The organism is Cryobacterium sp. TMT2-14 (genome assembly GCF_004402465.1).
GTDB classification, from domain to species: Bacteria; Actinomycetota; Actinomycetes; order Actinomycetales; family Microbacteriaceae; genus Cryobacterium; species Cryobacterium sandaracinum.
This window is the reverse complement of record NZ_SOFV01000020.1, coordinates 1-24038: the sequence shown is the minus strand read 5'-3', so window position 1 is coordinate 24038 and position 24038 is coordinate 1. Positions and strand designations below refer to the sequence as shown.

The following is a 24038-nucleotide window of genomic DNA, read 5'->3' as shown; positions in this document are numbered from 1 at the left end:
CACTGCCGCTCTGCAAGCCTAGCCTCGGTGGCGGGGCTGTCGCTGGTCGATCAGCGCGGCAGGTCGTCGGGGCGGGTCGCCCGGACGCCCGGCGCAGCCTGCCGCTGCCCGGAGCGAGTTCCCGGAGGGTGGCGGACGAGGGGGCGGGCAGGGTCGGGCAACGGATGGGGCCGTGATCGCGACGCGCGCGGGTGCGCCAGGCGGCTCGACCGCGAGCTGATCGGGTGCTCGCCGCGGCGCAGGGGCGACACCTGATGCGGGGGCCGGGAACCGACCCGGGCCCTGGCCGAGACGGTGGCGCGCCCGCAGCATCCGCTCGTGGAACGGCGGAAACGCGGCCGACGGCTCGCGCAGGTAGTCGTACTCCAGCGCCGTGACCATCGCCCGCACACACAACCCCCACTGTTTGCGAAGGAGCGCGTAGCTGAACCTCAGGGTGCGCCCGTTCTGGCTTGCAACCAGCAGATCACGTTCCCGGTCGACCTCGAAGGCGATCGGATCGTCATGCCAGTCCTTCCCATCGATCTCGACGAAGGTCGACGGCCCGATCTGGCCATCGAGATGCCCGACCCCGCTGACGAACGGTTGCGAAACGAAGGGGATGCCCGCGGCCAGGGCCTTGAGTCGGAATTCCGTTTCCCCACCCGCGGCGGCGCGTCCGTCGACCTCGTCGCGCCAGGACTGAACCCGCAGCGGCGCGCGGGCGAAGATCCAGCCCAGGTCGTCGCGGATAATCCCGACCCCGTTTTCCTGGGCGCTGTGCAACGCGGCATCCAGACACACGATTGCGGTGACCCTGTCGTGGTTGTTCAGAATGTGCACCAGGGCCTCGTGCACGCTGGTACGCCACACGCAGTCGCCCCGTCCGTCGATCGCGTCGTCGCTCCACGTCACGCGACACAGCACACCGTCGAGCACATCCAGCCGTGCGCGCATGTCCGTCGGGCGCCGCAACCCGCGCGCGGCGCTGGGGACGCTGACGTGGAGCCTGCCGGTGGTTGGGGTCCAGATCCCGTAGGACTTCAGGCAGCTCAATCCGGCCAGCCGGCCTCCGATCCGGAACGCCTCGACGGCCGACGGCGGCGCCGACGGAACCGAGTACCAGCCCTTGCGCACCCGCACGACCGTTCCCCGGTTGACCTCGCCGCGGAGGTGCCCATCGCTCCAGCCTCGGGCGCGGAGTGCGGCGCGTTTGACGAAGAGTCCGTGGTCGAGGATGTCCCTGGTGAGTGAGCGCATGGCCCGCAGCCTCGCAGCGGAGTCGAACCCGCGCCGCGGCATCCGTCACCTTGGGGATAACACGCCGCCCCCACCGGGTGGGGGGGCACCGTTTCCCGCCCGGACGCTACCGATCAGACCGCCCCAGCCCCCCCGCGCTGCTGCGCGGGGGGGCGACCGCGAACGAATTCGACGGAGATTTTACTCCGAACAGCGCACAAACCGGCAAATAGCTGGTTCGAGCGCAAAATCTCCGTCGAATTGGTGGGGAGCCAGGGCTAGGGGGTCGTGGCCAGGAAGACCTCGCCGACGCCGGCGAACGTGAGCGTGCCTTCGTCGGGCGTGATGTAGACGGACTCGCCGCGCTTGAGGGCGACGGATGCCCCCGCACCGGCCACCAGGAATCCCCCGGCCGTGCAGATGGCGATCGCGGGCCCCGTCAGCGTGAACTGCCGCATCGGCACTCCCGCGCGAGAAGCCGCAGCCGCACGAGCACCCGCATCAGCACCCGCACCCCCGGGAGAAGCAGCACCCGCATCAGCATCCGCATCCCCGGCTTCCGCCGCGATGTGCACGAGCACGAAGTCGTCCACGTCGGGTCGGTACTCCGAGACGCCCGGAGACGACAGCACGGGCGGAAGGTACGGCACGGGCAGCGGCGTGAATTCGAGCACCTCGAGCAGTTCGTCGACGTCGATGTGCTTGGGGCTCAGCCCGCCGCGCAGCACGTTGTCCGAGGCGGCCATCAGCTCCACACCGAGGCCGGACAGGTAGGCGTGGATGTTCCCGGCAGGCAGGTAGAGCACCTCGCCTCGGCGCAGCGACACCCGGTTCGTCAGCAGCGAGATCACGATGCCGGGATCCCCCGGGTAGGCACGGGCCAGGTCCCGCACGGTGGCGAGTTCGAGCGGGTAGTCGAGGATCGCGCCGCTCTCGGCCAGGTCGGCCGCGCTGACGGCGAGGGCAACCACCCGCTCGACCAGCCAGGCCACCTCGCCGGAATCGCCGCCGCGGCCGTCGCGCAACAACCAGTCGACGCAGTCGCGCAGAGCGTCGTCGCCGAGCAGGTGCCGCTCGAGCGCATCGAGCGCGCCGGGCTGCGGGTCGTCCGAGGCCACGTCGAGGGCGCGCAGCTCGCCCAGGATGCCGCGGATCTCGACCGGCTCGCGGAACCCACAGAGGGCCTCGAAGGTGTCGCTCAGGGCGAAAATCACCTCGGGCTTATGGAACGGGTCGCGGTAGTTGCGGTCCGCCGCATCCTGCGGAATACCGGCCGCGTTCTCCAGGCCGAAGCCGATCCGTGCCCGCTCCGCGGTCGGGTGCGCCTGCAGCGAGAGCGGTCCCGCGGCGGCGAGGATCTTCAGGAGATACGGCAACCGCGGAGCAGCGGGCGCGGCGAGCGCGGCGCCGAGGGCCTCCTCCGGGGCTGCGTGGATCCAGTCCAGGAGGGTGTGGTGGCCGCCGACCTGCTCGGGGTCGGTGATGACGCTCGGCGATCCCGGGTGTGCGCCCAGCCAGAGTTCGGCCTCAGCTGTGCCCGACGGATCGTAGCCGAGCAGACCCGCGATGGCGGTGGTCGAACCCCAGGCATAGTGCCGCGGCGTATTGGTGATGCCCACAAACATGGCGCTCTCCTGCACTCTTAGGTTTAGACCAAACTACCAACCGCTTGCGGCGTGCCGGTTCCGCGACCGTAGGCTGCGAACATCCGCCGACCGCCGCACGCCGGCCGTCGCCACCTTTGCAATGGAGCACCTGATGACCTTCGAGCTACTTCCCAGCGACTTCTACGGCTACGAGAATCTGCTGACCGATCAGGAGAAGACCGCGCTCGCCAATCTGCGCGCCTACCTCGAGTCCGACGTTCGGCCCATCGTGAACGGATGCTGGGAGCGCGCCGAGTTTCCGGCCGAGGTCATCCGGCCGCTGGCGGCGCTCGGGGCCTACTCCTTCGGCTGGCCTGAGACCCGGCCCTTCCAGAACTCCGCGGTGTTCCGCGGCTTCGTGGCCCTGGAGACGGCGCGCGTAGACGCATCCGTCGCCACATTCGTCGGCGTGCAGAACGGCCTCGCCTGCGGAACCATCTCGGCGACCGGCTCGCCGGAGCAACGCGACGAGTGGCTGCCGCGCCTGGCGAGCGGGGAGCTCGTGGGGGCATTCGGGCTGACCGAGCCGCTCTCCGGCTCGGACGCGGCGCAGGGACTGCGCACGACGGCCACCCGCACCGGCGACACTTGGCTTCTGAACGGCGCCAAGCGCTGGATCGGCAACGCCACCTTTTCCGACATCACCATCATCTGGGCGAAAGACACCGCCGACGGCATGGTCAAGGGCTTCATCGTGACCACCGACACCCCCGGCTACAGCGCCACCCGCATCGAGGGCAAGATCAGCCTGCGCTCGGTGCAGAACGCCGACATCGTGCTCGAGAACGTGATCGTGCCCGAAAAGAACCGGCTGCAGAACGCGAACTCGTTCAAGGACACCGCCAAGGTTCTGCGCCTGACCCGAGCCGAGGTGGCCTGGGCGGCCGTGGGAACGTCGATCGGCGCCTACGAGGCGGCCGTCGCGTACGCGAAGGAGCGCACGCAGTTCGGCAAGGAGATCGGCGGCCACCAGCTGGTGCAGGACCTGCTGGTGAAGTCGCTGGGCAACATCACCGCCAGCCTGGGCATGGTCGTGCGGGTCTCGCAGATGCTCGACGAGGGCAGCCAGCGCGACGAGCACGCCGCCCTGGCCAAGCTCTTCACGACTGCCCGGATGCGCGAAACGGTCGCCTGGTGCCGCGAACTATTCGGCGGCAACGGCATCGTGCTCTCGTACGATGTGGCGCGCTTCTTCTCCGACGCCGAGGCCGTCTACTCCTATGAGGGCACCCGGGAGATGAACACCCTGATCGTGGGGCGCAGCATCACCGGCCAGGCGGCCTTCGTCTAGGCGAGTCAGGGGCCGCGCCCGCCCTAGCCGCGAGCCCCGAGCCCCGAACCGCGAGCCCCGAGCCCCGAGCCCCGAGCCCCGAACGAATTCGACGGAGATTTTGGCCAAACCAGTCCCCAGAACCCCGAAAAAGCGCTTTTACGGGAGAATCTCCGTCGAATTGGTTCAACGCCGAGCGGGCCCGACTCGCGTCGGGAGGCTACGCCAGCGTCAGGAAGAGCTTCTCCAGCTCCTCGACCGTGAGGGAGTTCTCCCCCTGCGGGTTGTCGAGGCACTCGCGCATCGCCGTGGAGACGATGACGAAACCGGCCTTGTCGAGGGCGCTGGACACGGCGGCAAGCTGAGTGACGACATCCTTGCAGCTGCCGCCGGCCTCGACGGCGGTGATGACCGCCGCGAGCTGGCCCTGGGCCCGGCGCAGCCGGTTGAGGATCTTCTTCTGGTTCTGTTCCCCAGCGACGTCGGCAGCAGCGACGTCGGCAGCGGTAGCGGTGATTTCGGTCATGCCGGAATCCTTTCAGACTTGGCGGCGATGACGGGCATCAGGCCGAGAGCGGTTTCGCCGGCGATCCAGGTGCGGTAGCCGCCGTCGAGGTTCTGCACGTCCAGCCCGTTCTGGCTCAAAATGCGTGCGGCCGTGTGCCCGCGCTGGCCCACCTGGCAGTGCACGATCACAGGTGCGTCGGGCAGCTCGGCCAGGCGGTCCCGCAGTTCGTCCACCGGAACGTTGATCGCGCCGGGAATGTTCCCGGCGGCGAACTCCGCCGCCGAGCGCACATCCACGAGCACCGCGCCCGCGGCCCGGGCGGCGGCCAGCTCGTGCCACTGCAGCGCACGCGTCGTTCCCGCGGCAAGGTTGTCGGCGACATAGCCGAGCTGGTTGATCGGGTCCTTCGCCGACGCGTACTGCGGCGCGTATGCCAGCTCGAGGCGGGTGAGAGCGGATGCCGTCAGTCCGCCGGTCATCGCCGTCGCCAGGATGTCGATGCGCTTGTCGACGCCGCTGCCGCCGACGATCTGGGCGCCGAGGATGGCATCCGTCGCCGGGTCGACCAGGAGCTTCATCGACATGCCCTCGGCGCCGGGGTAGTAGGTGGCGTGCGACGCCGGGTGGGTGTGCACGACCCGGCGCGCGCGGCCGCGCTGCACGAGACGCTTCTCGCTCCAGCCGACCATGGCCGCCGTCAGGCCGAAGATGCCGAGGATGGCGGTTCCGAGCACCGGGGAGGCCGACGCGGGCTCGCCGGCGATGCTGTCGGCGGCCGCCCGGCCGTGCCGGTTTGCGAGGCCGGCCATGGTGATCAGGATGCCGCTGTCGTCGACGGCGTCGATCTTCTCGACGCCGTCGCCGACCGCGTAGATCGACGGGTCGTTGGTCTGCTGACTGCCATCGACGGCGATACCGCCGCTCGCGCCGATCGTGATGCCCGCCCGGGCGGCGAGCGAGGTGTCGGGGAGCACCCCCACGGAGTCGATGACGAGGTCGGCCGGAACGACGGATCCGTCGCTGAGCTTGACTCCCGCGTCGGCGGCGGCGACGACGGTCGTGTTCAGGCGTACGTCAACGCCCCGCAAGAGCAGCTCGTCGAAGATCGGCGCGGCCATCTCGGCGTCGAAGGGCCCGAAGACCTGGGAGCCGAACTCGACCAGGGTCACGTGCACGCCGCGGCGAACGAGGTTTTCGACGGCCTCCAAGCCGATGAACCCGGCGCCGATGACGACGGCGGAGGCCTGACCCGTGACGCCGGCCAGCAGAGCGGTGATGTGGTCGACGTCGTCGACCGTGCGCAGGGTGCGAGTGGCGAGGCCGGCCGGGGTGATCCCGGTTCGGGCCGTCGCTCCGGCAGCCAGGATGAGGCGGTCGTACGTCTCGGTGGTCTCGGCGCCGGTCTGCGTTTGGCGCACGGAGACCGTCTTCGCCTCCCGGTCGATCGCCGTGACCTCGTGGTCGACGCGCACGTCGAGGCGGAAGCGGGCCCCGAGGGATGCCGGGGTCTGGAGTAAAAGATTGCTGCGGTCCGTGATCACGCCGCCCACGTAATAGGGAAGTCCGCAGTTTGCGAACGAGACATAGTGGCCGCGTTCAAATACAATGATGTCTGCCGTTTCGTCCAGCCGACGCAACCGCGTCGCCGCCGACATTCCGCCCGCAACTCCACCAACAATGATCGTTTTCATTCGAACCTCCGGGATAAGTATACCCTAGGGGGTATAGAAAATGATCGGTGGCCGCCCCGGCACGCTCTAGCCTTAGACACATGCCCGCCGTCCAGAGCCGATTCGTCGTTCGCACCTTCGCGACGCTCGTCTTTTTCTCCGTCCTGGCCGGCCAGTTCTGGCGCAGCCTGTTCGGCTGGTGGGGCTACGGCGCGATCGCGCTGGTCATCGTCGTGAGCAGCGTCGTCGCCCTCGTCAAATTGAACCCGGACTGGATGTGGTCGCGGTTCCCGAAATCGCTCATCGCCTTCCTCGGTCTGGCCACCCTGTCGCTGGCCTGGTCGTTCTACCTCGGCGCCTCCCTGATCGGAGTCACCCTGCAGTGGGCAACCACGCTGGCCGCACTGTTCCTCGCCCTGTGCCTGAGTTGGGCCGAGCTGCTGCGCACGCTCGCCGCCGCACTGCGCTGGATCCTCGCCCTGTCCCTCGCCTTCGAGCTCATCGTCGCCCTGTTCGTGCGGCAGGCCGTGCTCCCCTTCTGGGTCGACTACGGCACCCGCAACGTGCCGGAGTCGTACTACTGGACCCGCGGTATCCTGCTGCAGGGCGGGCCAATCGAGGGCATCGTCGCCAACCGCAATTTGCTCGGGTTCGTGGCACTGATGGCCGTGATCGTCTTCGCCGTTCAGCTCGCCGCCGGCACCGTGAGCCGCAACTGGGGTCTGGCGTGGCTGGGCCTCGGGGTGTTCGTGCTGCTGGTGACCCGGTCCGCAACCGTGACGCTTGCTGCTGCCGCCGTCGCCGCAGCGCTGCTTTTCGCCCTCTGGGCCCGCCGCCGGCTCCCCGAGGGGCGACGGCCGGTGTACCTGGTGGCCGGGGCATCCGTGGTCGTCGGCGGTGTCGGCCTGGTGGCCCTCACGCCGCAGCTCCTCGCCCTGCTCGGCAAATCCGCCGACCTCACCGGCCGCCTCGACATCTGGCGCAGCGTGGCCGGGCTGGCCGCCGAGCGCCCGGTGTTCGGCTGGGGCTGGGTGAGCTACTGGGCCCCCTGGGTCGAACCCTTCGAGGGTCTCGCCGTGCGCCGCGGCGTCGTCTACCTTCAGGCGCACAACGCCTGGCTCGACGTCTGGCTTCAGCTGGGCGTCCTCGGGCTGATCATCTTCGCCGCCGCCGTTTTCTCCACGCTGTGGCGCTGCTGGTTCCTCGCGGTCGACCGGCCCAGGCGCGCCCTCGCCGACACGGAACCCTACGCGGCCTCCGCCCTGCTCCCGCTGCTGCTCCTGGTAGCCCTGATCGCCCAGAGCCTGGCCGAAAGCCGCATCCTGATCGAGTCCGGCTGGCTGCTGCTGGTCGTGCTCGCCGTTATCACGAAGCGACAGCAGGCAACCAATCAACGGATGCCTTAGGCGGTAGCGTGGGAACGTCATGACCTACCGCGCGTATCCCCCCGCCGTGCCGGACCAGTTCACGCGGCTGTTCGCCTCCCCCAAGTTCGCCTCCTCGCTTGCGCTGGTCATCATCGGCTTCGCCTTTTCGACCACTGCCCTGCGCGCCGTGATCGGCCCGCCCGGCGTCGTCGGCATTCTCGTGGGCCTCGTCGTGCTGGCCGCGTTCTCGCTCACCGCCCGCTGGGCCGGCGTCGACTGGCACGGGCTCCTACCGATCTCGATCATGGTCTTCGTGGGCTGGTGTGCCCTGTCGGTGCTGTGGTCCAGCTACCCGCTGCACACCCTCAGCGCCTCGCTCTACCAGCTCGCCTTCACCTTTTTGGCCATCTACATCGCCCTGGCCCGCGACACCATCCAGGTCGTGCGCGCCACTGGCGACGTGCTGCGGGTGCTGCTCGGAGTGTCCCTGGCTCTGGAAGTGCTCTCCGGCCTGCTGCTCGACACGCCCTTCGTCTTCCTCGGCATCCAGGGCAACATCGACTCTTTCGGGCCCGTGCAGGGCCTCTTCGGCTCTCGCAACGTGTTCGGGTTGGTCTCGCTGATCGCGGCGGTCACTTTCGCGGTCGAGCTGCGGTCCCGATCGGTGCGGCGCGGGCTCGGCATCGGCTCCATCGCCTTGGCCGTGTTCGGCCTGCTACTCACCCGCTCCCCCGTCATCCTCGTGGTGGCCCTGTTCGTGGGCCTCGCCGCGCTGGCGCTGATCTGGCTGCGCGCCACGCCCGCCGCGAACCGGTGGCTGCTGCAGATCGGGCTGCTCGGCGGCACCGTCGTGGCCGGCATCATCGCGGTTGCGGCCCGCGCGCGCATCACCGACCAGCTGAACGCGGGCAGCGAGTTCGAGGCCCGCACCACACTCTGGGGCGAAATCTGGCGTCTGGCCATGCTGAACCCGCTCGAGGGCTGGGGCTGGGCCGGTCTCTGGCCCATCGACGTCACGCCCTACGGCTGGCTCAGCTTCGTCACCGGGCGCCCGCAGGCCTCCGCGCTGAACGCGTTCCTCGACGTCTACTTCCAGGTCGGCCTGGTCGGCCTCCTGTCGTTCCTCGCGCTCGTGACGCTCGCCTTCTGGCGGTCGTGGCTGCTCGCCTCGGATAAGCGCTCGATGGTCTACGTCTGGTCGCCGCTGGTGCTGGTGACCCTGCTGGTCACCTCGGCGGCCGAAAGCACCGTGCTGGTCGACTTTAGCTGGCTGCTGCTGCTGATCTGCGCCGTGAAGGCCGCGCAGGGCAAGAGCTGGCGCAGCCTGTTGCAGCCCACCCCGCACCGGCACCCGGAGAACTGAGCAAGGGCCGACCCCACGCCGACGACGAAATCTAGGCCCGGCGGATGTCGACCGAGAGGATGCCCAGGAACATTCCCGACATCGCCGTCTGGAAGCCCAGCATCATGAACAGTGCCGCCGGCACCGCCAGGCGCATCGTGTCAACCGGGTCCTGAGGGCCGAAGCCCGATGCGCCCCACGTGGCCAGCTGAACGATCGCGACACCCAGGCCGGCCATGAAGAGAGTGAGCCCGACGACCGCTCCGCTTTCCAGGCTCGCTCGCTCGGCGAACCGCTCGAACGCCTGACTCCGCGGGAGATGGAACCCCTCGTGCCGGCCGTAGAGCTTGGTCAGCAGGGCGAACAACACCGCCTGGTACCCGACGACCGTCAGTGCGGCCAGATACACCTGGCTGGAGACATCCAGCCCGACCCGGCCGATCTCCAGTGGCCCGAACACCAGGGCGACGGTAGCGAGCAGACCGACTGCGAACGCCACCGACCCCGGGATCAGGAACAGCCAGCGGGGGTTGAACAACAGCAGGAACCGCAGGTGACGCCATCCGTCGTGCCAGCTCCGCAGGTGCGGCGGACGGCTCCGGCCATCTCTGGACAGGGTGGTCGGTACTTCGCTGACGCGTAACCCGTCGAGGGTGGATTTCACGACGATTTCGCTGGCGAATTCCATGCCGGTGGTGATCAGGCCGAGGCCGAGGATCGATTCGCGGTTGAAGCCGCGCAGGCCGCAGTGGAAGTCGCGGATCTCGGAGCGGAACAGCATCCGCCCGATCGTCGACAGAACCGGGTTTCCGAGGTATTTGTGCAGGGGCGGCATGGCCCCGGGTTCGATCCCGCCGCGGAACCGGTTTCCCATCACGAGTTCATCGCCGGCCCGGAGCCTTGCCACAAAGGGGTCCAGGGCGCTGAAGTCATAGCTGTCATCCGCGTCGCCCATGATGACATAGGTACCCCGCGCGCCGACGATCCCCCCCATCAGTGCGTTGCCGTATCCCTTCGCCGCAACGGGTACGACCCGGGCGCCGTGGTCGAGGGCAATCTGCTGGGATCCGTCGATGCTGCCATTGTCGGCGATGACGACCTCGCCCACAATCCCCGCGCCGGAGAGGTAGGCCTGGGCCTTGTCGATGCAGATGGCAAGGGTCTCCGCCTCATTGAGGCAAGGCATGACGATCGAGAGTTCGATCGCGACGACTGCGGATTCGACAGCGGATTCGACAGCGGTGGAGTCGGTCATGATGTCCTTTTGCGAGGGGGAACTGTGGAGATGGTGTGAAACGGGTGAAGCGATTGCAGCCTAACGGAGCGTGACCGCCACCGACTGCGGCCACCGAGACCGGGACCGTCGGAACGAGGCCATAACCACGCAGCAGGTGGTCACCGAATATCCCGCGATCACACCGGCCACGGCGGCGCCCGACCCGCTCCAGGCGGGAGTGCCGACGAGCATGACGACCAGTCCTGTCACCAGCCCGGCGATGGAGGCGACCGTCGCCACCATGGTTCGACCCGTCGTGAGCAGGAAGGCGGTGGCAACGAGGCCGATCGAGAACGCGAACACGCCGATCAGGAGGAGCGCCATGATCGGCCCCGCGGCCCGGTAGCCGGCTCCGAAGACGATGCTCACGATGAGGGGGCTGGCCAGCGCGACGGCCCCGAACACGATCCCCAGACCGACGAACATCACCCCGAAGACGCCCAGATAGTTCTTCAGTGCTGCCGCCGGGTCGACAGCCGCCCACTCTGAGAACCGCGGAATCAGAACCTGGGTCACCGCCTGGCTCAGCATCGACGCCGGTGTGGCAAGCGCCATCGCCGCCGCGAACAGCCCGGCCTGGGCCGGGGATTCGACGATGAACACGTAGACCATCGCGAACTGGATCAAGCCGTTCGAGGCCAGGAGCCCGAGCGAGTTCCAGGAGATGAGCTTCCAGATGGTGGCCGGTGCGGTGACGGCCTCCTGGTTCAGGGCATCGTGCCCGCGATGCGCGCCGCGCAGGGAATGCAAGCCGAACAGGGCGTACCCGATGGCGAGCGGCCAGAGCAGGGCCCACGGCAGTTGCGCGGCCAGGACCACGATCAGTAGAACCATGGTCAGTGCGGAGGAGATGACATCCCACACGGCTGTCGAGGTGATTCGTCCCAGACCAACCTCGATGCCGCGCGCGAGAATGTAGCCGGAATACGCGACGATCAGGGCGGCGATCGCGGCCGCATCCGCCGGCTCCGCCCCCAGCGCGAAGATGCTGACCGGGATGCCGATCGCGAGAATGACCAGGCAGGAAATCCAGAAGGATCGCTGAATCAGGCGCAGGGCGTGCACCGGGGAGTATCCGAGCGCCCGGGCATGGGAAAGGAAATGGGAGGCCGCGTTGCCCGCCCCGGTCGGCCAGAGCAGGGAGAGAATGAGCGACAGCGCGATCCACGCTGACACCTCTGCCAGCTCGCTCGGCCCCATAAACCGACCGATGAGCACCGTGTACGCAAAACGGGACAGCCCCTGAGCCAGGACGCCTAATGTGGAGAGAGCCGCCTGGGACATGAGCGAAGATGGTTTCACTCGTGAATGCTATCCGGCCATCACGGTGATCCGCCCACTGCGGCCCTCGTCGGCCACGAAGGAGATCCCGGTGACACTCGACATCATGATGCCGTTCTACGGTCGTGTCGACCATTTTCAGGCTGCGGTGCGCAGCGTGCTCGCGCAGGTCGACCCGGACTGGCGGCTCGTGGTGATCGACGACCACGACCCCGACGAAACGGCCGGCCGGTGGCTGCGGGGGCTGGCAGACCCCAGAATCATCTACCGCCGTAATCCGGTCAATCTAGGCATCAACGCGAACTTCCAGGCATCCATCGACCTGGCCGAGAACGAGTGGCTGACAATCTTCGGCTGCGACGACGTGATGCTCCCCGACTATGTCGGCCGGATCACCCAGCTGATCCAGGAGCATCCGACGGTGGCCTTCATCCACCCCGGCACACGCGTCATCGACGAGCACGGGCAGGTCAGCACACCCCTCATCGACCGGGTCAAGTCCCTGTACCGGCCCCGGTTCCACGGTTCACTCGAACTCGCCGGGGAGCCGCTCGCGGTGAGCATCACGCGGGGCAACTGGATGAACTTTCCGGCGATCGCCTGGAACCGCTCCGCGGTCACGGCGGTCGGCTTCCGGCCGGATTTCAGCATTGTGCAGGATCTCGGGCTGGCCCTCGACCTCGCCGTGCGTGGCGGGAGCCTACTGCTTGACGACCAGGTCGTCTTCGAGTACCGTCGCCACGCGTCCAGCGTCTCGTCCTGGCGGGCGGCCGACGGAAGCCGCTTCGCCGAGGAACAGGGCTTCTTCCGCGGCCTCGCGGTCGAGTTCAACGGCCACGGCTGGCCCCGTGCGGCGCGAGCCGCACGCCTGCACCTGTCGTCCCGGGTGAACGCACTGACCCGAATCCCGGACGCCATGAGGGCCCGGCGCAGCGACGGCATCCGGATTCTGCTGCGTCACGCCCTCGGACTCACCGTCGCCGCGACGCCCAGAGACTAGGGCGTAACCACCCGGTAGATCGAGAGGCTGGACTTCGGCAGGTCAAAGGTGCGAACCGGGGACAGGCAGTCCAGATCGAGGCGTTTGTCGTCGGCGAGCACGTAGCCGACCTCAGCCTGGGCGAAGGTGGAACAGGCATCGAAGCTCACGCTGATCTGATCGGCGGCGGGATTGGTAACGACCGGTTCGCCCGGCCCGGCCACCCAGCTCACGCCCGCCAGCCGGTTCCATTGCAGCGTGTACACACCGGCTGGATCGATGGCGCCCCACATTCCGGCAGAGGGCGCGCCCTGAAAACCGTTGTAGGCCCGCACCCCGGACTCGAGCAGCATGGCTGTGGTCAGCCCGCCGCCGACGCCAACCCAGGTTTTTGGAGCCGCCTCGTCCAGGGCGACGACAGCCTGGGACACGTCAGTTTCCCGCAGGTCGAAAACGCCGCGGTAGATCGGATTGGTCAGGCCGGAGCCGGCAACGGTCACGATCAGAAACGCGGTCGCGGCGAGTTGTGGCCTGCGCCGAGCGACGAAGTAGATAGCCGCGGCCGACAGCAGCGCCCAGAGCCACCACAGCTGCACCGGCTCCAGCATGCCTGGCAGCCGTCGCCAGGCCAGGGCGCCGATTGCAAGCTGGGAGAGCAGGAAGGCGATCGCAGCGGCTCCGGCCAGCCACTTGCCGGCCCGCGCCCGCTTCTGGTCGAGGTAGGCGATGACGTAGGCGACCAGGGCGATGGAGGCCAGCCCCATCCCGAGTCGAACCCGATTCGGCGTGGTCTTGTCGAGCAGCAGCAGCCGAGCGATCGCATCCCAGCCGGGCAGGTAGAGATACGCCAACAGCACCGACACGGATGTGGCGAGGCCGATCATCGCCCAGGGAAGGGTTTTGTGCATCCTCGCCTCCCTGGCGATGATCCAGACGACGACAGGAATCAGGAAGATGCCCAGATAGAAGAACGTCGCGGCCTCGGACGAATTGCCACCGAGAAAACCAGCCCGCTGCTCATTCAAGGCCTGGGTGAACGAGGAGCCAACGGCGGAGGCGAAACTCAACGGCCCGTTGCCGCCCGTCGGAGTTGACCGGTTCCCCGGATACGCGGTGCCCAGAAAAGCCTGAACGGTTGACAGCTTGGTGGCCAGCCACACCACCGCCACGACGGATGCCGCCGCGCCACCGACGAGGACCGGGACAACGCGTGCCAGCGTCGCCCGCCACCTCGCGCCCCGGCGCAGTTGTTCGATCATCAGGGCAATCCCGAAGAACAAGACCACAACGGCGGCCGGCACGATGAACGGGACGTAGATTCCCATCGCCATCACGACGGTCAGGTAGGCCACGAGGGCGGAGAAAGCCCAGCGGGACCGTCGCGACGGACTCTGGAACGCCCAGACCAGAGCCGTCATCGTGACCAGCGCCCAGACGGCCGGCCACAGTGTGGTCGAGAGGAACCACCATTGGAACAACGGGCTGAAGAAGAACCCGACCGCGAGCATCGCCGACACCCCGGGCCGACGCGGGATGACGGTGACCAGGAACGCGTACGCCGCGGCTGCGAGAGCAAGCCCGGGCAGCCACCACTTGAAGGCGATGGCATGGTCGACGTCCATCAGCATGAAGCCCCAGAGGTGAGGCCTGAAGGCGACAGACCAATCCACGCGCGGGAGGTCCTGCGGCAGGGTCGCGTCCATGCCGCCCGGGAAGGTCTCGTTGGTGAGCGGCAGGCCCTGTTCGACCTGGGCGATGGCCCAGACCGTCTGCACGTTCCACTCATCGGAGCGCGTGACCTGCGGCTGTCCGGCGATCAGGTCCGGGTCGGCGCCGTACGACACCTGGCTGAAGAACACGCCGGAGGACGAACCGTTGATGCCGAGCGCCACGAGCACGATGCCGAGGATCAGCAGCAGAGCGGGGAACGCCAGCAGGAGTCGCAGCCGCGGCAGGCCGTGGGGATCTGGTTCGACGGCGCGACTGTAGCCATCCCGCGCTGCCCTGAATCTGGAGCCCCAACCGCCGGCACGCATTCGAGAGTTGTTCACCACGAACCTTTCAGATCCCTGTGCGGGACGCCCCCACGTCGAAGTCCGACCCCTGCCACGTCTCGGACTTGTTTTCTCAGAGTAGAGGATCGCCGACCCTAGAGCGGCTGAACCAGGTCTCGCAGAACGTCCTGGGGGCCCAGACCGAACCGTGCGTACCCACCGGTGCGCCACTGGCGCAGAACGGGGAGCACGCGGCGGAGCCGGGCGCTCGGCAGGGCGCTACGAGCGCGCTCGTGCGCTGCCTTCGCCGCAATCAGGCGAAGGTACGCGTCGGACGGAACCGGAACCAGGCCCGGCGCACGGTCATCAAGCGCCTCGGCCCTGGCCAGCAGACGCGCGTTGCGCTGTGTGCGTGGCGCCTGCAGCCTGGACAGCCGGCCGGCCGCATCCAGGCTCGTGACGCCGATCTGGTTGCCGCCGTGTTGCCGGTAGTCGACCAGGGTGTCGCCCAGGAAATCCACGGTCCCCGTCGCCGCGGCAACCATCGCCAGCCATTCGTCGTGCACCCACGCCTCCGGGAATGGGCGGGCCCGGTCGACGAGGTCGCGGCGCAGCATCACGGTGGCGCCGGTGACAATGTTGCGCCGTAAGAGCACGTCGAATGCGCGCCCCTGATGCACGTCCCTCTTCTCGGTCTCGGTGATGCCGAGCGTCGTGAAGAGTGTCCTACCCAGGAAGTTCCCATCACCGCCGACGAGAAGGGCATCCGAGTGCAGCAGCTGCAACTTCGGCCGTCGCATGAACTCACCGATCATTATCTGGACGCGGCCGGGGGCCCAGACGTCATCCTGATCGCTCAGTGCCAGCAACTCGCCCGAGCACTCTGACAGGGCCTGCTCGAAGTTGGCTGCGACTCCGAGCGGCACCGCATTTCGGATCACCCGGAAGTCCACAGCAGCGTCACCACCGTCTGCCAGCCACTCAGCACGCACCCGCTCGAGTATGCCGAGGGTGCCATCCGTGGACGCGTCGTCCGAGACGATGATCTCGCTCGGCGGTGTGGTCTGGCTCAGGATGCTTCGGAGTTGTTGCGCGATGTAGGCGGCACCATTGAAGGTGCACAAGGCCACTGACACGGTGGGCTGCCGGGCGGTTTCCATCACTCCGTGCCGTGACGAAACCAGCCGGCCAGAGCACGCTCAATTCCGATCGCACCCACCAGGCTCTCCAGAGCATTGTCGAATGGCAGCGCATAGGTCGTCACCGCGGCGCTGATGGTCGGTGCCGGGATCTCAGCTCGTTCCATTCCGACGACATTCGCCCCATGGACTCTCGCTGGATTGCCGTAGGCCTTCGCGAAGGGCGGCACATTGCGCGTCACCACAGAGCCCATCCCCACCATGGCCCCTTCTGCGATATAGCAACGCTGATGGACACTCGATCCCAACCCGAGGTTTGCACCTTCCCCCACGCGAACGTGACCGGCGAGCAGAACGCTGGACGCCAGGGTGGCTCGGTCCCCGACAGTGCAGTCATGCGCGATGTAGCTCTGGTTCATCAAGAACACATCGCTGCCGACACGCGTAATGTCGTGCCACCCCTGGTGTATCTGCACGTACTCACGAATGACATTCCTGTCACCGATCACGATTCCCCTACCGGTGTCGAGCTCTGCCGCATCCATCGGATGCTGCCAGCTCCTAACCTCTGGCGGAGCACCGATGATCGCTCCGGTCCCAATCCAGTTACCGTCACCGATGGTCACAGGGCCGATGATCACGACAAGTGGCCCGATCAGATTGCCGGATCCGAGCGAGACCTCACCGATCAGCTGTGCGGTGGGATGGATGGAATTCATTGTGGCCTAACTCTGACAGAGCGTACGGGTGGAAGCGGTCCGCGAAGGGTCCGGTACTGTGGAAAGAACGCGACGTCGAGATTCGATTCACAAAATCTAACTTACGAGGCACAATGATTCCCATTACCACTGTCCAGTTTGGCGAAGAAGAACAAGCGCTCGTTATGGAGGTCTTGCGATCAGGCGCCGTGGCTCAGGGCCCAATGGTTGCCAAGCTCGAGAATCGATTCGCAGAACTCTTCGGGATCCCTCACGCCATCGCCGTGAACAACGGCACGACGGCCCTGGTCGCCTCACTTCAGATTCTGAATCTCAAACCCGGCGATGAAGTGATCACGACACCTTTTACGTTCGCGGCCACCCTGAACGCCATTCTCGAAGCCGGAGCCACGGCGACTTTCGCCGACATCCGTGCAGATGACTTCAACATCGATCCGACCTCACTCGCCGAGCGAATCACGGACAAAACCAAGGTCATCCTTCCCGTTCACCTCTACGGCCAGATGGCTGACATGGATCCGATCCAGGCGCTTGCCACCGATCGCAGTCTTCGAATCCTTGAAGACGCGGCTCAGTCCCACGGCGCCAGCTACAAGGGCCGCTATGCGGGAAGCTACGGCCTGGGCACCTTCTCCCTGTACGCGACGAAGAACATCACGACGGGCGAAGGCGGACTTATCACGACCGATGACGACGAACTCGCCGACCGGCTCCGCGTTTTGCGGAACCAGGGCATGCGGTCACGCTATGTCTACGAGATGGCCGGGCATAACTATCGCCTGACAGACCTCCAAGCGGCCCTCGGCCTTCCACAGTTGGAACGCTACGAGCAGACCGTCAGCACTCGCCGCCGGAATGCGGACAGGCTGATCGAGGGGCTGGCGGACGTGCCCGGCATCGTCGTGCCACGCCAGATTGAGGGCCGCGGCCATGTCTGGCACCAGTTCACCGTTCGGGTCACGCCGGAAGCCCGCCTGAATCGCGACGAGTTCGTCGCAGCGCTTGCGGCGCGCGGCGTCGGCAGCGGAATTTACTATCCCAAACTGGTGTTCGACTACGACGCCTATCGCACACACCCGCGAGTGATCACGTCCGACGTTCCCGTGGCCGAGAAGATCGTTTCCGAGGTCGTCTCGCTTCCTGTGAACACGACCCTGACGGATGCTGACCTCAGCGAAATCATCACGGCCGTTCGCGCCATTGCGGGGGCCTGAGTCATGTCGGCTCGCAAGCGTGTAGTCCTGGTCGGCGCCGGCAATATGGGCAGCCACCATGCCAGAGTGATCTCCCAGTCCGATCGCGCTGAGCTCGCCGTCTTGGTGGACCCGCGTGAAGAGATCGGCCGTCAGGTCGCCGATCGGTATGGGGCAACCTGGGCTCCTGAGCTCCCGGACCTGTCCGATCTGGATGCGGTCGTAGTTGCCGCTGCCACCGAGGCTCACTACGACCTTGCCATGCAGGTGTTAGCCCAGGACCGGCCGCTTTTGATCGAAAAACCGGTTGCTGACAGCCTTCTCCGCACCCGGGAGGTCCTGGACCGGGCTGAGCAGCGGGACCTTCCGCTCATGTGCGGTCTGCTGGAGCGCTACAACCCGGCAGTTCTGACGGCTCGGTCCCTCCTTGAGAACCCGGTGCACGTCATCGCCACGCGCCACTCCCCGTACGCGCCGCGCATCCGCACCGGCGTTGCCTGGGACCTGCTCGTGCATGACGTGGACCTCGCGATCAACATCATCGGCTCGGCACCCACAAGTGTCGATGCGACTCTCGGCTTTTTCCACCGGGACTCCGCTCCGCTCGCAGAGGACGTCGCTGAGACGACCCTCGGATTCTCGAACGGCGCCATCGCCCGCGTTTCTGCGAGCCGTGTGGGCCAGCGGAAGATCCGACAGCTCTCCGTGTATGAACTTGATCGGCTCATCGAAATCGATCTGCTTCGACGCGACGTGACGATTTACCGTCACGTATCCGAGAATTCAGTGGACGACGGTCGCGGTTACCGCCAGCAGACGGTCATCGAGATTCCCGAATTGGTGACGTCGCAGGAACCGCTCACGACCCAGTTCACGAGATTCCTCGACACCATCGACGGTCTTGTCGACGCGGCTGCTGAACGCGCGACGATCGTGCCGTCCCACGCCGTGATCGACCAAGTTATTTCCCGGAAACTGCTGCTCTGAGGTGCTGGCCTCCGGAGACCCCCTCGGCGACGACGTAGCGAGACAATCGGCATTCGGTCGAATCGTGCGCCATTCCGCCGTGCGTTACCTTGTCGCCGGAGGCTTGGCATTCTTGGTCGACATCGGCATTCTTGCTCTGCTCAGGGAGGTGCTGGTCTGGCCGCTCTGGCTCGCGACCGGCGTCGCCTTCCTCCTCAGCTTCTTCTTCACCTACTCAATCCAACGGTATTTTTCGTTTGAATCGAGTGCAGCACACGGCGTCGCACTACTCAAGTACGCGGCGCTCGTCGGCTTCAACACCATCGCCGTTGTCTTCATCGTGACGTTGATCAATCCCACACCACTCGGCTGGCTCGGGGGCAAGGTCATCGCCACTGGCCTGTCAACGGTGTGGAACTACTTCGCCTATCGTTATTGGGTGTTCGCCGACACCCGCCCCAGTAAGAAGGACTAGACGTGTACCAAGGAGCCTGTATCGCGGCCGTCGTGCCTGCGTACAAAGAGGAACGGATGATCGCGACGGTCATCGAAACCATGCCCGATTACGTTGATCACATCGTGATCGTCGATGATTGTAGTCCCGACGACACAAGCGGTGTCGTTGCGCGACTGGGCGATGACCGGGTGACGCTGATCCGCCATGAGGTCAACCAGGGGGTCGGCGGTGCCATCGTCACCGGGCACAAGGCCGCCATGGCTCTCGGGGCTGACGTCAATGTCATCATGGCCGGCGATGCCCAGATGGACCCGAATCACCTTCCGGATCTCCTGGACCGCGTCACCCGTGACGGTTACGGTTTCGCCAAGGCGAATCGCTTCTTCGCACCCGAGTCCTTCGAGGGGATGCCGAATTACCGGGTTTTCGGCAACATCGTTCTGTCTTTCATGACCAAGCTCGCCTCCGGCTATTGGAACCTGTTTGATCCGCAAAACGGCTATACGGCCGTTCGCACAGAGGTCCTGAAGCGTGTCCCCCTCGACCGGGTGTCACGTCGCTACAGTTTTGAGAACGATCTGCTCATCCACCTCAATATCCTTCAGGTGGGTGCCGTCGATGTTCCCATCCCTGCGGTCTACGCCGACGAGGTTTCTTCGATCCGACTCAGCAAGGTCGTACCGGAACTGCTGAATCTGCTTGTGCGGGGCTTCTGGCGTCGCATCTGGTATCGCTACGTTCTTTGGTCCTTCTCCCCCATCGCACTCCTGCTGGTGCTGGGGCTCGGGCTGTTCAGTATCGGGGCCGTAATCGCGATCTGGGTCTGCTTCCAGGTCGCCAGTTCCGTGATCGCGACGGCGGCGACGGTGATGTTGGCCGCTCTGCCTCTAATGATCGGTACCCAACTCCTAGTCAGCGCACTTCAACTGGATATCCAGGCAAGTCCGTCGGAGCCGACTTTCAGTCCATTTCAAAAATAGCGGCCTCCCGGTCAGCTCGCCCGGGACAGCCATTCGGACAACTGCCGGACCTGCGGCGCCTCGGGTGCCAGCGCGAGCCCAGCCGTAACCACGGGCATGCGCACCTCGGCGAGCCAGCGATTCAACGCGTCGGGGGGAATTCGCGTTTAGGTGGCCAGGATGGTCAGGTATGCGGCGGCACGATCGGCGTCGACCAATCCCACAGCCTCCGGCACCATGCCGACGATCGCGAATTCCTCCAGCGTCAGTGAGTGCTCCCCCGGTATTTCGGTGGTGCCTGTTAACGCCGACTGAAAACAGGGCCACTTCTGCCAGGCGAGTTCTAGGTCTCGTCGCAACACTCCACCAAGATTTGGAGTGTGAAGATGGCCAGACGTGGGCGCAAGAGAAACCTCAACCGCGAAGACGAGTATTGGGAACTCATCCTCGCCGGGATCGGAACGATCGCCGCCGCGAAGCGCGTCGGAATCGGACGCACGACCGGCCACCGTTGGCGATCTCAACGTGGCGGGATCGCCCCGCTACGACTTGCTGAGGCATACCGACACGAACGGTACCTGAGCCTGATCGAACGTGAGCGGATCGCTTTGTTCAGACGAGAAGGATTCTCCATCCGGGAGATCTCCCGGCGACTTTGCCGGTCACCGTCGACGATCAGCCGCGAGCTTCGCCGCAACATGCGAAAACACGACCGCGGCCAGTACGACGCTGTCCTGGCCCACGCACGAGCACGAGAGAAGGCCCGACGGGCGCGAACAGGGCGCATCGGGCAAGACCTCCAGCTCCGCGACCTGGTTCAAGACAAACTGAAACTTGACTGGAGCCCCGAACAGATCAGCTACTGGCGACGAGACACTCACCCACAGAAACGATCGTGGCACGTGTGCCACGAAACGATCTACCAGGCCCTGTACTGGCCGGGTAACAGCGGTTTGACCAAAAAATTGACACCACACCTAAGAACGGGCAGGCCACTGCGCAAGCGTCGACGGCGCCCCGACGTACGCGCCCCACGCTTCATCGCACCAGCGACCCTGATCGACCACCACCCCAGGTCGTAAACGACAGGTCCCGGTTCGGAGACTGGGAAGGGGACCTCATCATCGGCACGCGCACCCGTTCAGCGATCGGCACCCTGGTAGACCGCAAGAGCGGCCACGCCGTCCTCCTCCACCTCCCCGGCGGGCACACCGCAGCTGAAGTCAACGCATCGCTCATCACCGCGATGTCTGCCCTACCGCAGGAACTCCGGCGGACTTTGACCTGGGACCAGGGCGCCGAAATGGCCAGCCACGACAAGATCGCCTCCCTCTTCACCGACGGCGTGTTCTTCGCTCACGCCGGCAAGCCCTGGCAACGCGGATCCAACGAGAACATGAACGGATTGCTGCGGCAGTACTTCCCTAAGCACACCGACCTCGCCATCCACAGCGCCGATGACCTCGCCGCTGTCGCGATCAAGATCAACAACAGGCCCCGGAAGCGACTCGGTTGGACAACACCAGCCCAGCTCCACGCCGACGTACTACGATCCAGCTAACCAATCAGTGTTGCGACGACCGCTGGAATTCGCCCTAGAACTCGCCTGGCGTTTCTGGCCCTGATTTCAGTTGGCGTTAACAGTGCCGAATCCTTCCTCATCGCCGGGCTGTCCTCACGACTCGAATGGACCATCGGCAGCCGTCGACGGGAATGCCCGCCAGACGCCCAGAATGTGTGCGCACGACGCGACACTACCTGCTACGCCCGCGGGACGACCTCATAGATCAAGAGTTGGGAGGGCCCCTCCCGAACAGTCGCGACAGGAGCCAAACAGTCCTGCGTTAGCGGAGCATCTGACAGAGCATAAAGGACCTGCTCCTGAGCAAATTCTGAACAGGAATCGAATGTCATTCGAATTTGGTCAGGAGCGGGGTTCTCAGGATTTGGGCCTCCCTCACCCGCAACCCATGTGATATTCGCGAGGCGATTCCAGGCCTCCTCATCGGTTTCTTCCGGATCGATTTGCTCCCACATTTCAGGAGACGGAGCGCCCTGGAATCCGTTGTACCCAGGGAGGCCGGAATGAACCAGCACGGCCGTCGGAAGGAATGATTCGCCTACGCCCACCCATGCGCCACTCTTCGTGTCGTCGAGGCGTTGCATGACCTGGCTTACCTTGGTCTCATTCAGGTCGTAGACACCGACATAGATCGGATTCACGTTGATCGACCCCACGAGTGAAAGAACCACGAAACTAATGCTGCCCCAGAAAGCCAGGCCCCGAGCGAACAAATAGATGGCAAGAACGAAAAGAACCGAAATGACCTGCCAGCCCCAGGAGTCTGAGACTATTCCGGCATCCCTGAGAAACAGGTATCGAAGCAGGAACACGACCGAGAGCGCCCCGAGGAAAGCGGCACCGATCGCTCCGAGTTGAGGAAGCCGCCTTCCCGTGCGAGCGACGTAATCATCGGATCGGGCGATCATTATCGCAATCGTAACGACCGAGAGAATACCCAGTGCAATTCGGACTCGTCCCGATGTTGTTCGGTCAAGAAGAAGAAGATGTGCCAGCCAATCCCATCCTGGGACAATCAGGAAGGCACCGACTGTCATGCAAAGTGCAATTACAGCGACGACTACACCGTCAGTCGGGCGGCCCGCACGCCAATCCTGTACGAGCATCCCAATGAGAGGCACCAGCAGGAAGAGCCCAAGGAGGAAGAAGGTCGATGCTTCCGACGCATTGCCTCCAAGGGGTACGCCGTTCGCTAAGGCGAGGCCCTCCGTGACGGGGGCGCCGAAGAGAGCCACGACACCGTCCCGTTCGAGTCCACCGGTTTCTTCGAATCGCTGTCCCGGATAGATCGTTGCGAGGAAGCGCCCGATGGTCTCCGCACGCGTGAAGAGCCATAGGACCAGCACAAGTACTGCCGCCAGACCAGCCCACAAGAGTGGCGTGATTCGCTTCAACCGTCCCACGAACCCTGCTGTGGGGCTTGAACTGTCCGTCAAAACGACTCCAGCAACAATGGCGATGGCCGTCAGCACCGCGGGCACGATAAAAGGGACGTAGACGCCCATACCCATCGTCACCGTTAGGTATCCTGCGGCTGTACTTATCGTGACGCGCGGCCCCAGCCGGTTGTCTCGGAGGAGCCAGAGAGCCGCAGCCATGACGAGGAAACACCAGGCAGCGGGCCAAAACGTAATTGGCAGAAACCACCATTGAAAAAATGGTGCAAAGAAGAAACCGACCGAGATCATTGAAGCCGTGACAGGTCGCTTGGGGATTAGCGTCATCATGAACAAAAACGATGCGGCCATCATGGCGAAGCCAGGAAGCCACCACTTCAGCGCCATTGCGTTGTCGAGGGGAAGAAAAAAGAACCCGAGCAGGTGTGGGCGGAAAGCAACCGACCAGTCGCCGGAGGGAAGATCGCTCTGGACCGTGGTATCCGAGCCGCCGGGAAAGGTTGCGTTCTCCACCGGGAGGCCCTGTTCGACCTGAGATATCGTCCAGGCAGTTTGGACCGCCCATTCATCGCTCCGAATCGCTTGCGGATTCCCCGAAATCAGCGCGGGGTCTGATTCATTGCTGAAGAACTGGCTCAAAAACCCGGTCGATGAGCCCGTTATCCCCAGGGAAACGAGAGCGATGAGGAGCAGGCTCAAGAGGGCAGGAAATCCCCAGAGAGCTATTCCCTGCGGGAGGGATGTCGGACACTTGGGCCTCGGCTTCCTACCTTGGTCTCGGCGGCGCGGCAGCGGGCTTTGAGCGCGCGACGGCTCACCGGCGGGATTGTTTCCACGACCGGCATCTTCTTTCAAGTCCAAACCAAATCCGTTCAACAATGGAGCTCGCAGGGCATTGGACATCAGGTGGCGCTCGCTGACCCCTGACGCTACGACCGGACGATCATAACGCTACTGGATCGTACGACCGCCGCCCGCGGACGACCAGTAGATGGTCCCGTTCTGGAAGGCCTGGGAACAGCCCCCATCGGCCAGCCCACAGATCTCAGCAGCGATCGGCCAACCCAGCGCCCCG

The 24038-nt window shown here is 65.5% G+C and carries 20 protein-coding genes; 9 read left to right on the top strand and 11 right to left on the bottom strand.

Annotated elements, in window-relative coordinates; translation table 11 throughout:
* Nucleotides 1-18: 18 nt before the first annotated feature.
* Together E3O28_RS07970 and manA are read right to left on the bottom strand one after the other, a co-directional pair.
* Nucleotides 19-1239, bottom strand: coding sequence for a hypothetical protein (locus E3O28_RS07970; protein WP_134415569.1), 1221 nt, complete (start codon nucleotides 1237-1239; stop codon nucleotides 19-21).
* Nucleotides 1240-1496: 257 nt separating this feature from the next.
* Nucleotides 1497-2843 (bottom strand): mannose-6-phosphate isomerase, class I, encoded by a 1347-nt coding sequence (gene manA / locus E3O28_RS07965; protein WP_134415568.1) that lies wholly within the window; start codon nucleotides 2841-2843, stop codon nucleotides 1497-1499.
* A 133-nt stretch (nucleotides 2844-2976) separates the two neighbouring features.
* Here manA and E3O28_RS07960 point away from each other — a divergent pair, with 133 nt between their 5' ends.
* Nucleotides 2977-4155 carry an acyl-CoA dehydrogenase family protein gene (locus E3O28_RS07960; protein WP_134415567.1) on the top strand — a complete coding sequence of 393 codons (1179 nt, stop codon included), beginning with the start codon at nucleotides 2977-2979 and terminating at the stop codon, nucleotides 4153-4155.
* Nucleotides 4156-4354: 199 nt separating this feature from the next.
* Here E3O28_RS07960 and E3O28_RS07955 read toward each other — a convergent pair whose 3' ends face one another.
* Entirely contained in the window at nucleotides 4355-4660 is a 306-nt protein-coding gene (locus E3O28_RS07955; protein ID WP_104100304.1) for a metal-sensitive transcriptional regulator, read from the bottom strand.
* On the bottom strand, nucleotides 4657-6333 hold the full coding sequence (locus E3O28_RS07950) for an FAD-dependent oxidoreductase (RefSeq protein ID WP_134415566.1): 1677 nt from the start codon (nucleotides 6331-6333) through the stop codon (nucleotides 4657-4659). Before E3O28_RS07950 ends, E3O28_RS07955 begins: the two co-directional genes overlap by 4 nt.
* An 80-nt stretch (nucleotides 6334-6413) precedes the next feature.
* Between E3O28_RS07950 and E3O28_RS07945 the strand changes: the two genes are divergently transcribed.
* Nucleotides 6414-7718 (top strand): O-antigen ligase family protein, encoded by a 1305-nt coding sequence (locus E3O28_RS07945; protein WP_134415565.1) that lies wholly within the window; start codon nucleotides 6414-6416, stop codon nucleotides 7716-7718.
* 19 nt (nucleotides 7719-7737) lie between these two features.
* Nucleotides 7738-9042, top strand: coding sequence for an O-antigen ligase family protein (locus E3O28_RS07940; protein WP_134415564.1), 1305 nt, complete (start codon nucleotides 7738-7740; stop codon nucleotides 9040-9042).
* 31 nt (nucleotides 9043-9073) lie between these two features.
* Here E3O28_RS07940 and E3O28_RS07935 read toward each other — a convergent pair whose 3' ends face one another.
* On the bottom strand, nucleotides 9074-10276 hold the full coding sequence (locus tag E3O28_RS07935; protein WP_198411551.1) for a glycosyltransferase family 2 protein: 1203 nt from the start codon (nucleotides 10274-10276) through the stop codon (nucleotides 9074-9076).
* A 60-nt stretch (nucleotides 10277-10336) separates the two neighbouring features.
* Nucleotides 10337-11599: a hypothetical protein gene (locus tag E3O28_RS07930; protein ID WP_134415563.1), complete on the bottom strand. Its 1263-nt coding sequence runs from the start codon at nucleotides 11597-11599 to the stop codon at nucleotides 10337-10339.
* A gap of 70 nt (nucleotides 11600-11669) precedes the next feature.
* On the opposite strand from E3O28_RS07930, the gene E3O28_RS07925 reads away from it, so the two are divergent.
* Nucleotides 11670-12578: a glycosyltransferase gene (locus E3O28_RS07925; protein WP_134415562.1), complete on the top strand. Its 909-nt coding sequence runs from the start codon at nucleotides 11670-11672 to the stop codon at nucleotides 12576-12578.
* On the opposite strand, the gene E3O28_RS07920 is transcribed toward E3O28_RS07925, so the two are convergent.
* The 3 genes from E3O28_RS07920 to E3O28_RS07910 all read right to left on the bottom strand — a co-directional run bounded on the left by E3O28_RS07920 (nucleotide 12575) and on the right by E3O28_RS07910 (nucleotide 16409).
* Nucleotides 12575-14608, bottom strand: a complete 2034-nt coding sequence (locus E3O28_RS07920; protein ID WP_134415561.1) for a hypothetical protein — start codon at nucleotides 14606-14608, stop codon at nucleotides 12575-12577. The genes E3O28_RS07925 and E3O28_RS07920 overlap by 4 nt on opposite strands.
* A gap of 98 nt (nucleotides 14609-14706) precedes the next feature.
* The gene (locus tag E3O28_RS07915; RefSeq protein WP_134415560.1) at nucleotides 14707-15711 is read right to left on the bottom strand and encodes a glycosyltransferase family 2 protein; all 1005 of its coding nucleotides are present in this window, start codon (nucleotides 15709-15711) and stop codon (nucleotides 14707-14709) included.
* The gene (locus tag E3O28_RS07910) at nucleotides 15711-16409 is read right to left on the bottom strand and encodes a UDP-N-acetylglucosamine acyltransferase (protein ID WP_134415559.1); all 699 of its coding nucleotides are present in this window, start codon (nucleotides 16407-16409) and stop codon (nucleotides 15711-15713) included. Before E3O28_RS07910 ends, E3O28_RS07915 begins: the two co-directional genes overlap by 1 nt.
* Between E3O28_RS07910 and E3O28_RS07905 the strand changes: the two genes are divergently transcribed.
* From E3O28_RS07905 to E3O28_RS07890, 4 genes are all read left to right on the top strand, one after another.
* Nucleotides 16385-17623 carry a DegT/DnrJ/EryC1/StrS family aminotransferase gene (locus E3O28_RS07905; protein WP_241973056.1) on the top strand — a complete coding sequence of 413 codons (1239 nt, stop codon included), beginning with the start codon at nucleotides 16385-16387 and terminating at the stop codon, nucleotides 17621-17623. The two genes, E3O28_RS07910 and E3O28_RS07905, sit on opposite strands and share 25 nt — an antisense overlap.
* Before the next feature lie 3 nt (nucleotides 17624-17626).
* Nucleotides 17627-18589, top strand: coding sequence for a Gfo/Idh/MocA family oxidoreductase (locus E3O28_RS07900; RefSeq protein ID WP_134415558.1), 963 nt, complete (start codon nucleotides 17627-17629; stop codon nucleotides 18587-18589).
* Between the two features lie 64 nt (nucleotides 18590-18653).
* Nucleotides 18654-19043: a GtrA family protein gene (locus tag E3O28_RS07895; protein ID WP_166784767.1), complete on the top strand. Its 390-nt coding sequence runs from the start codon at nucleotides 18654-18656 to the stop codon at nucleotides 19041-19043.
* Between the two features lie 2 nt (nucleotides 19044-19045).
* The gene (locus tag E3O28_RS07890) at nucleotides 19046-20005 is read left to right on the top strand and encodes a glycosyltransferase family 2 protein (RefSeq protein WP_134415556.1); all 960 of its coding nucleotides are present in this window, start codon (nucleotides 19046-19048) and stop codon (nucleotides 20003-20005) included.
* A gap of 146 nt (nucleotides 20006-20151) precedes the next feature.
* On the opposite strand, the gene E3O28_RS07885 is transcribed toward E3O28_RS07890, so the two are convergent.
* Nucleotides 20152-20346 carry a hypothetical protein gene (locus E3O28_RS07885; protein WP_134415555.1) on the bottom strand — a complete coding sequence of 65 codons (195 nt, stop codon included), beginning with the start codon at nucleotides 20344-20346 and terminating at the stop codon, nucleotides 20152-20154.
* A 602-nt stretch (nucleotides 20347-20948) separates the two neighbouring features.
* On the opposite strand from E3O28_RS07885, the gene E3O28_RS16675 reads away from it, so the two are divergent.
* The gene (locus E3O28_RS16675; protein WP_198411552.1) at nucleotides 20949-21545 is read left to right on the top strand and encodes an IS30 family transposase; all 597 of its coding nucleotides are present in this window, start codon (nucleotides 20949-20951) and stop codon (nucleotides 21543-21545) included.
* A gap of 200 nt (nucleotides 21546-21745) precedes the next feature.
* On the opposite strand, the gene E3O28_RS07875 is transcribed toward E3O28_RS16675, so the two are convergent.
* Nucleotides 21746-23662 (bottom strand): hypothetical protein, encoded by a 1917-nt coding sequence (locus E3O28_RS07875; RefSeq protein ID WP_134415554.1) that lies wholly within the window; start codon nucleotides 23660-23662, stop codon nucleotides 21746-21748.
* Nucleotides 23663-24038 lie beyond the last annotated feature (376 nt).

Coding starts and splice junctions, on each gene's coding strand:
- E3O28_RS07970 (WP_134415569.1), bottom strand. CDS start 1,239: ATGCGCTCACTCACCAGGGACATCCTCGACCACGGACTCTTCGTCAAA.
- manA (WP_134415568.1), bottom strand. CDS start 2,843: ATGTTTGTGGGCATCACCAATACGCCGCGGCACTATGCCTGGGGTTCG.
- E3O28_RS07960 (WP_134415567.1), top strand. CDS start 2,977: ATGACCTTCGAGCTACTTCCCAGCGACTTCTACGGCTACGAGAATCTG.
- E3O28_RS07955 (WP_104100304.1), bottom strand. CDS start 4,660: ATGACCGAAATCACCGCTACCGCTGCCGACGTCGCTGCTGCCGACGTC.
- E3O28_RS07950 (WP_134415566.1), bottom strand. CDS start 6,333: ATGAAAACGATCATTGTTGGTGGAGTTGCGGGCGGAATGTCGGCGGCG.
- E3O28_RS07945 (WP_134415565.1), top strand. CDS start 6,414: ATGCCCGCCGTCCAGAGCCGATTCGTCGTTCGCACCTTCGCGACGCTC.
- E3O28_RS07940 (WP_134415564.1), top strand. CDS start 7,738: ATGACCTACCGCGCGTATCCCCCCGCCGTGCCGGACCAGTTCACGCGG.
- E3O28_RS07935 (WP_198411551.1), bottom strand. CDS start 10,276: ATGACCGACTCCACCGCTGTCGAATCCGCTGTCGAATCCGCAGTCGTC.
- E3O28_RS07915 (WP_134415560.1), bottom strand. CDS start 15,711: ATGGAAACCGCCCGGCAGCCCACCGTGTCAGTGGCCTTGTGCACCTTC.
- E3O28_RS07910 (WP_134415559.1), bottom strand. CDS start 16,409: ATGAATTCCATCCATCCCACCGCACAGCTGATCGGTGAGGTCTCGCTC.
- E3O28_RS07900 (WP_134415558.1), top strand. CDS start 17,627: ATGTCGGCTCGCAAGCGTGTAGTCCTGGTCGGCGCCGGCAATATGGGC.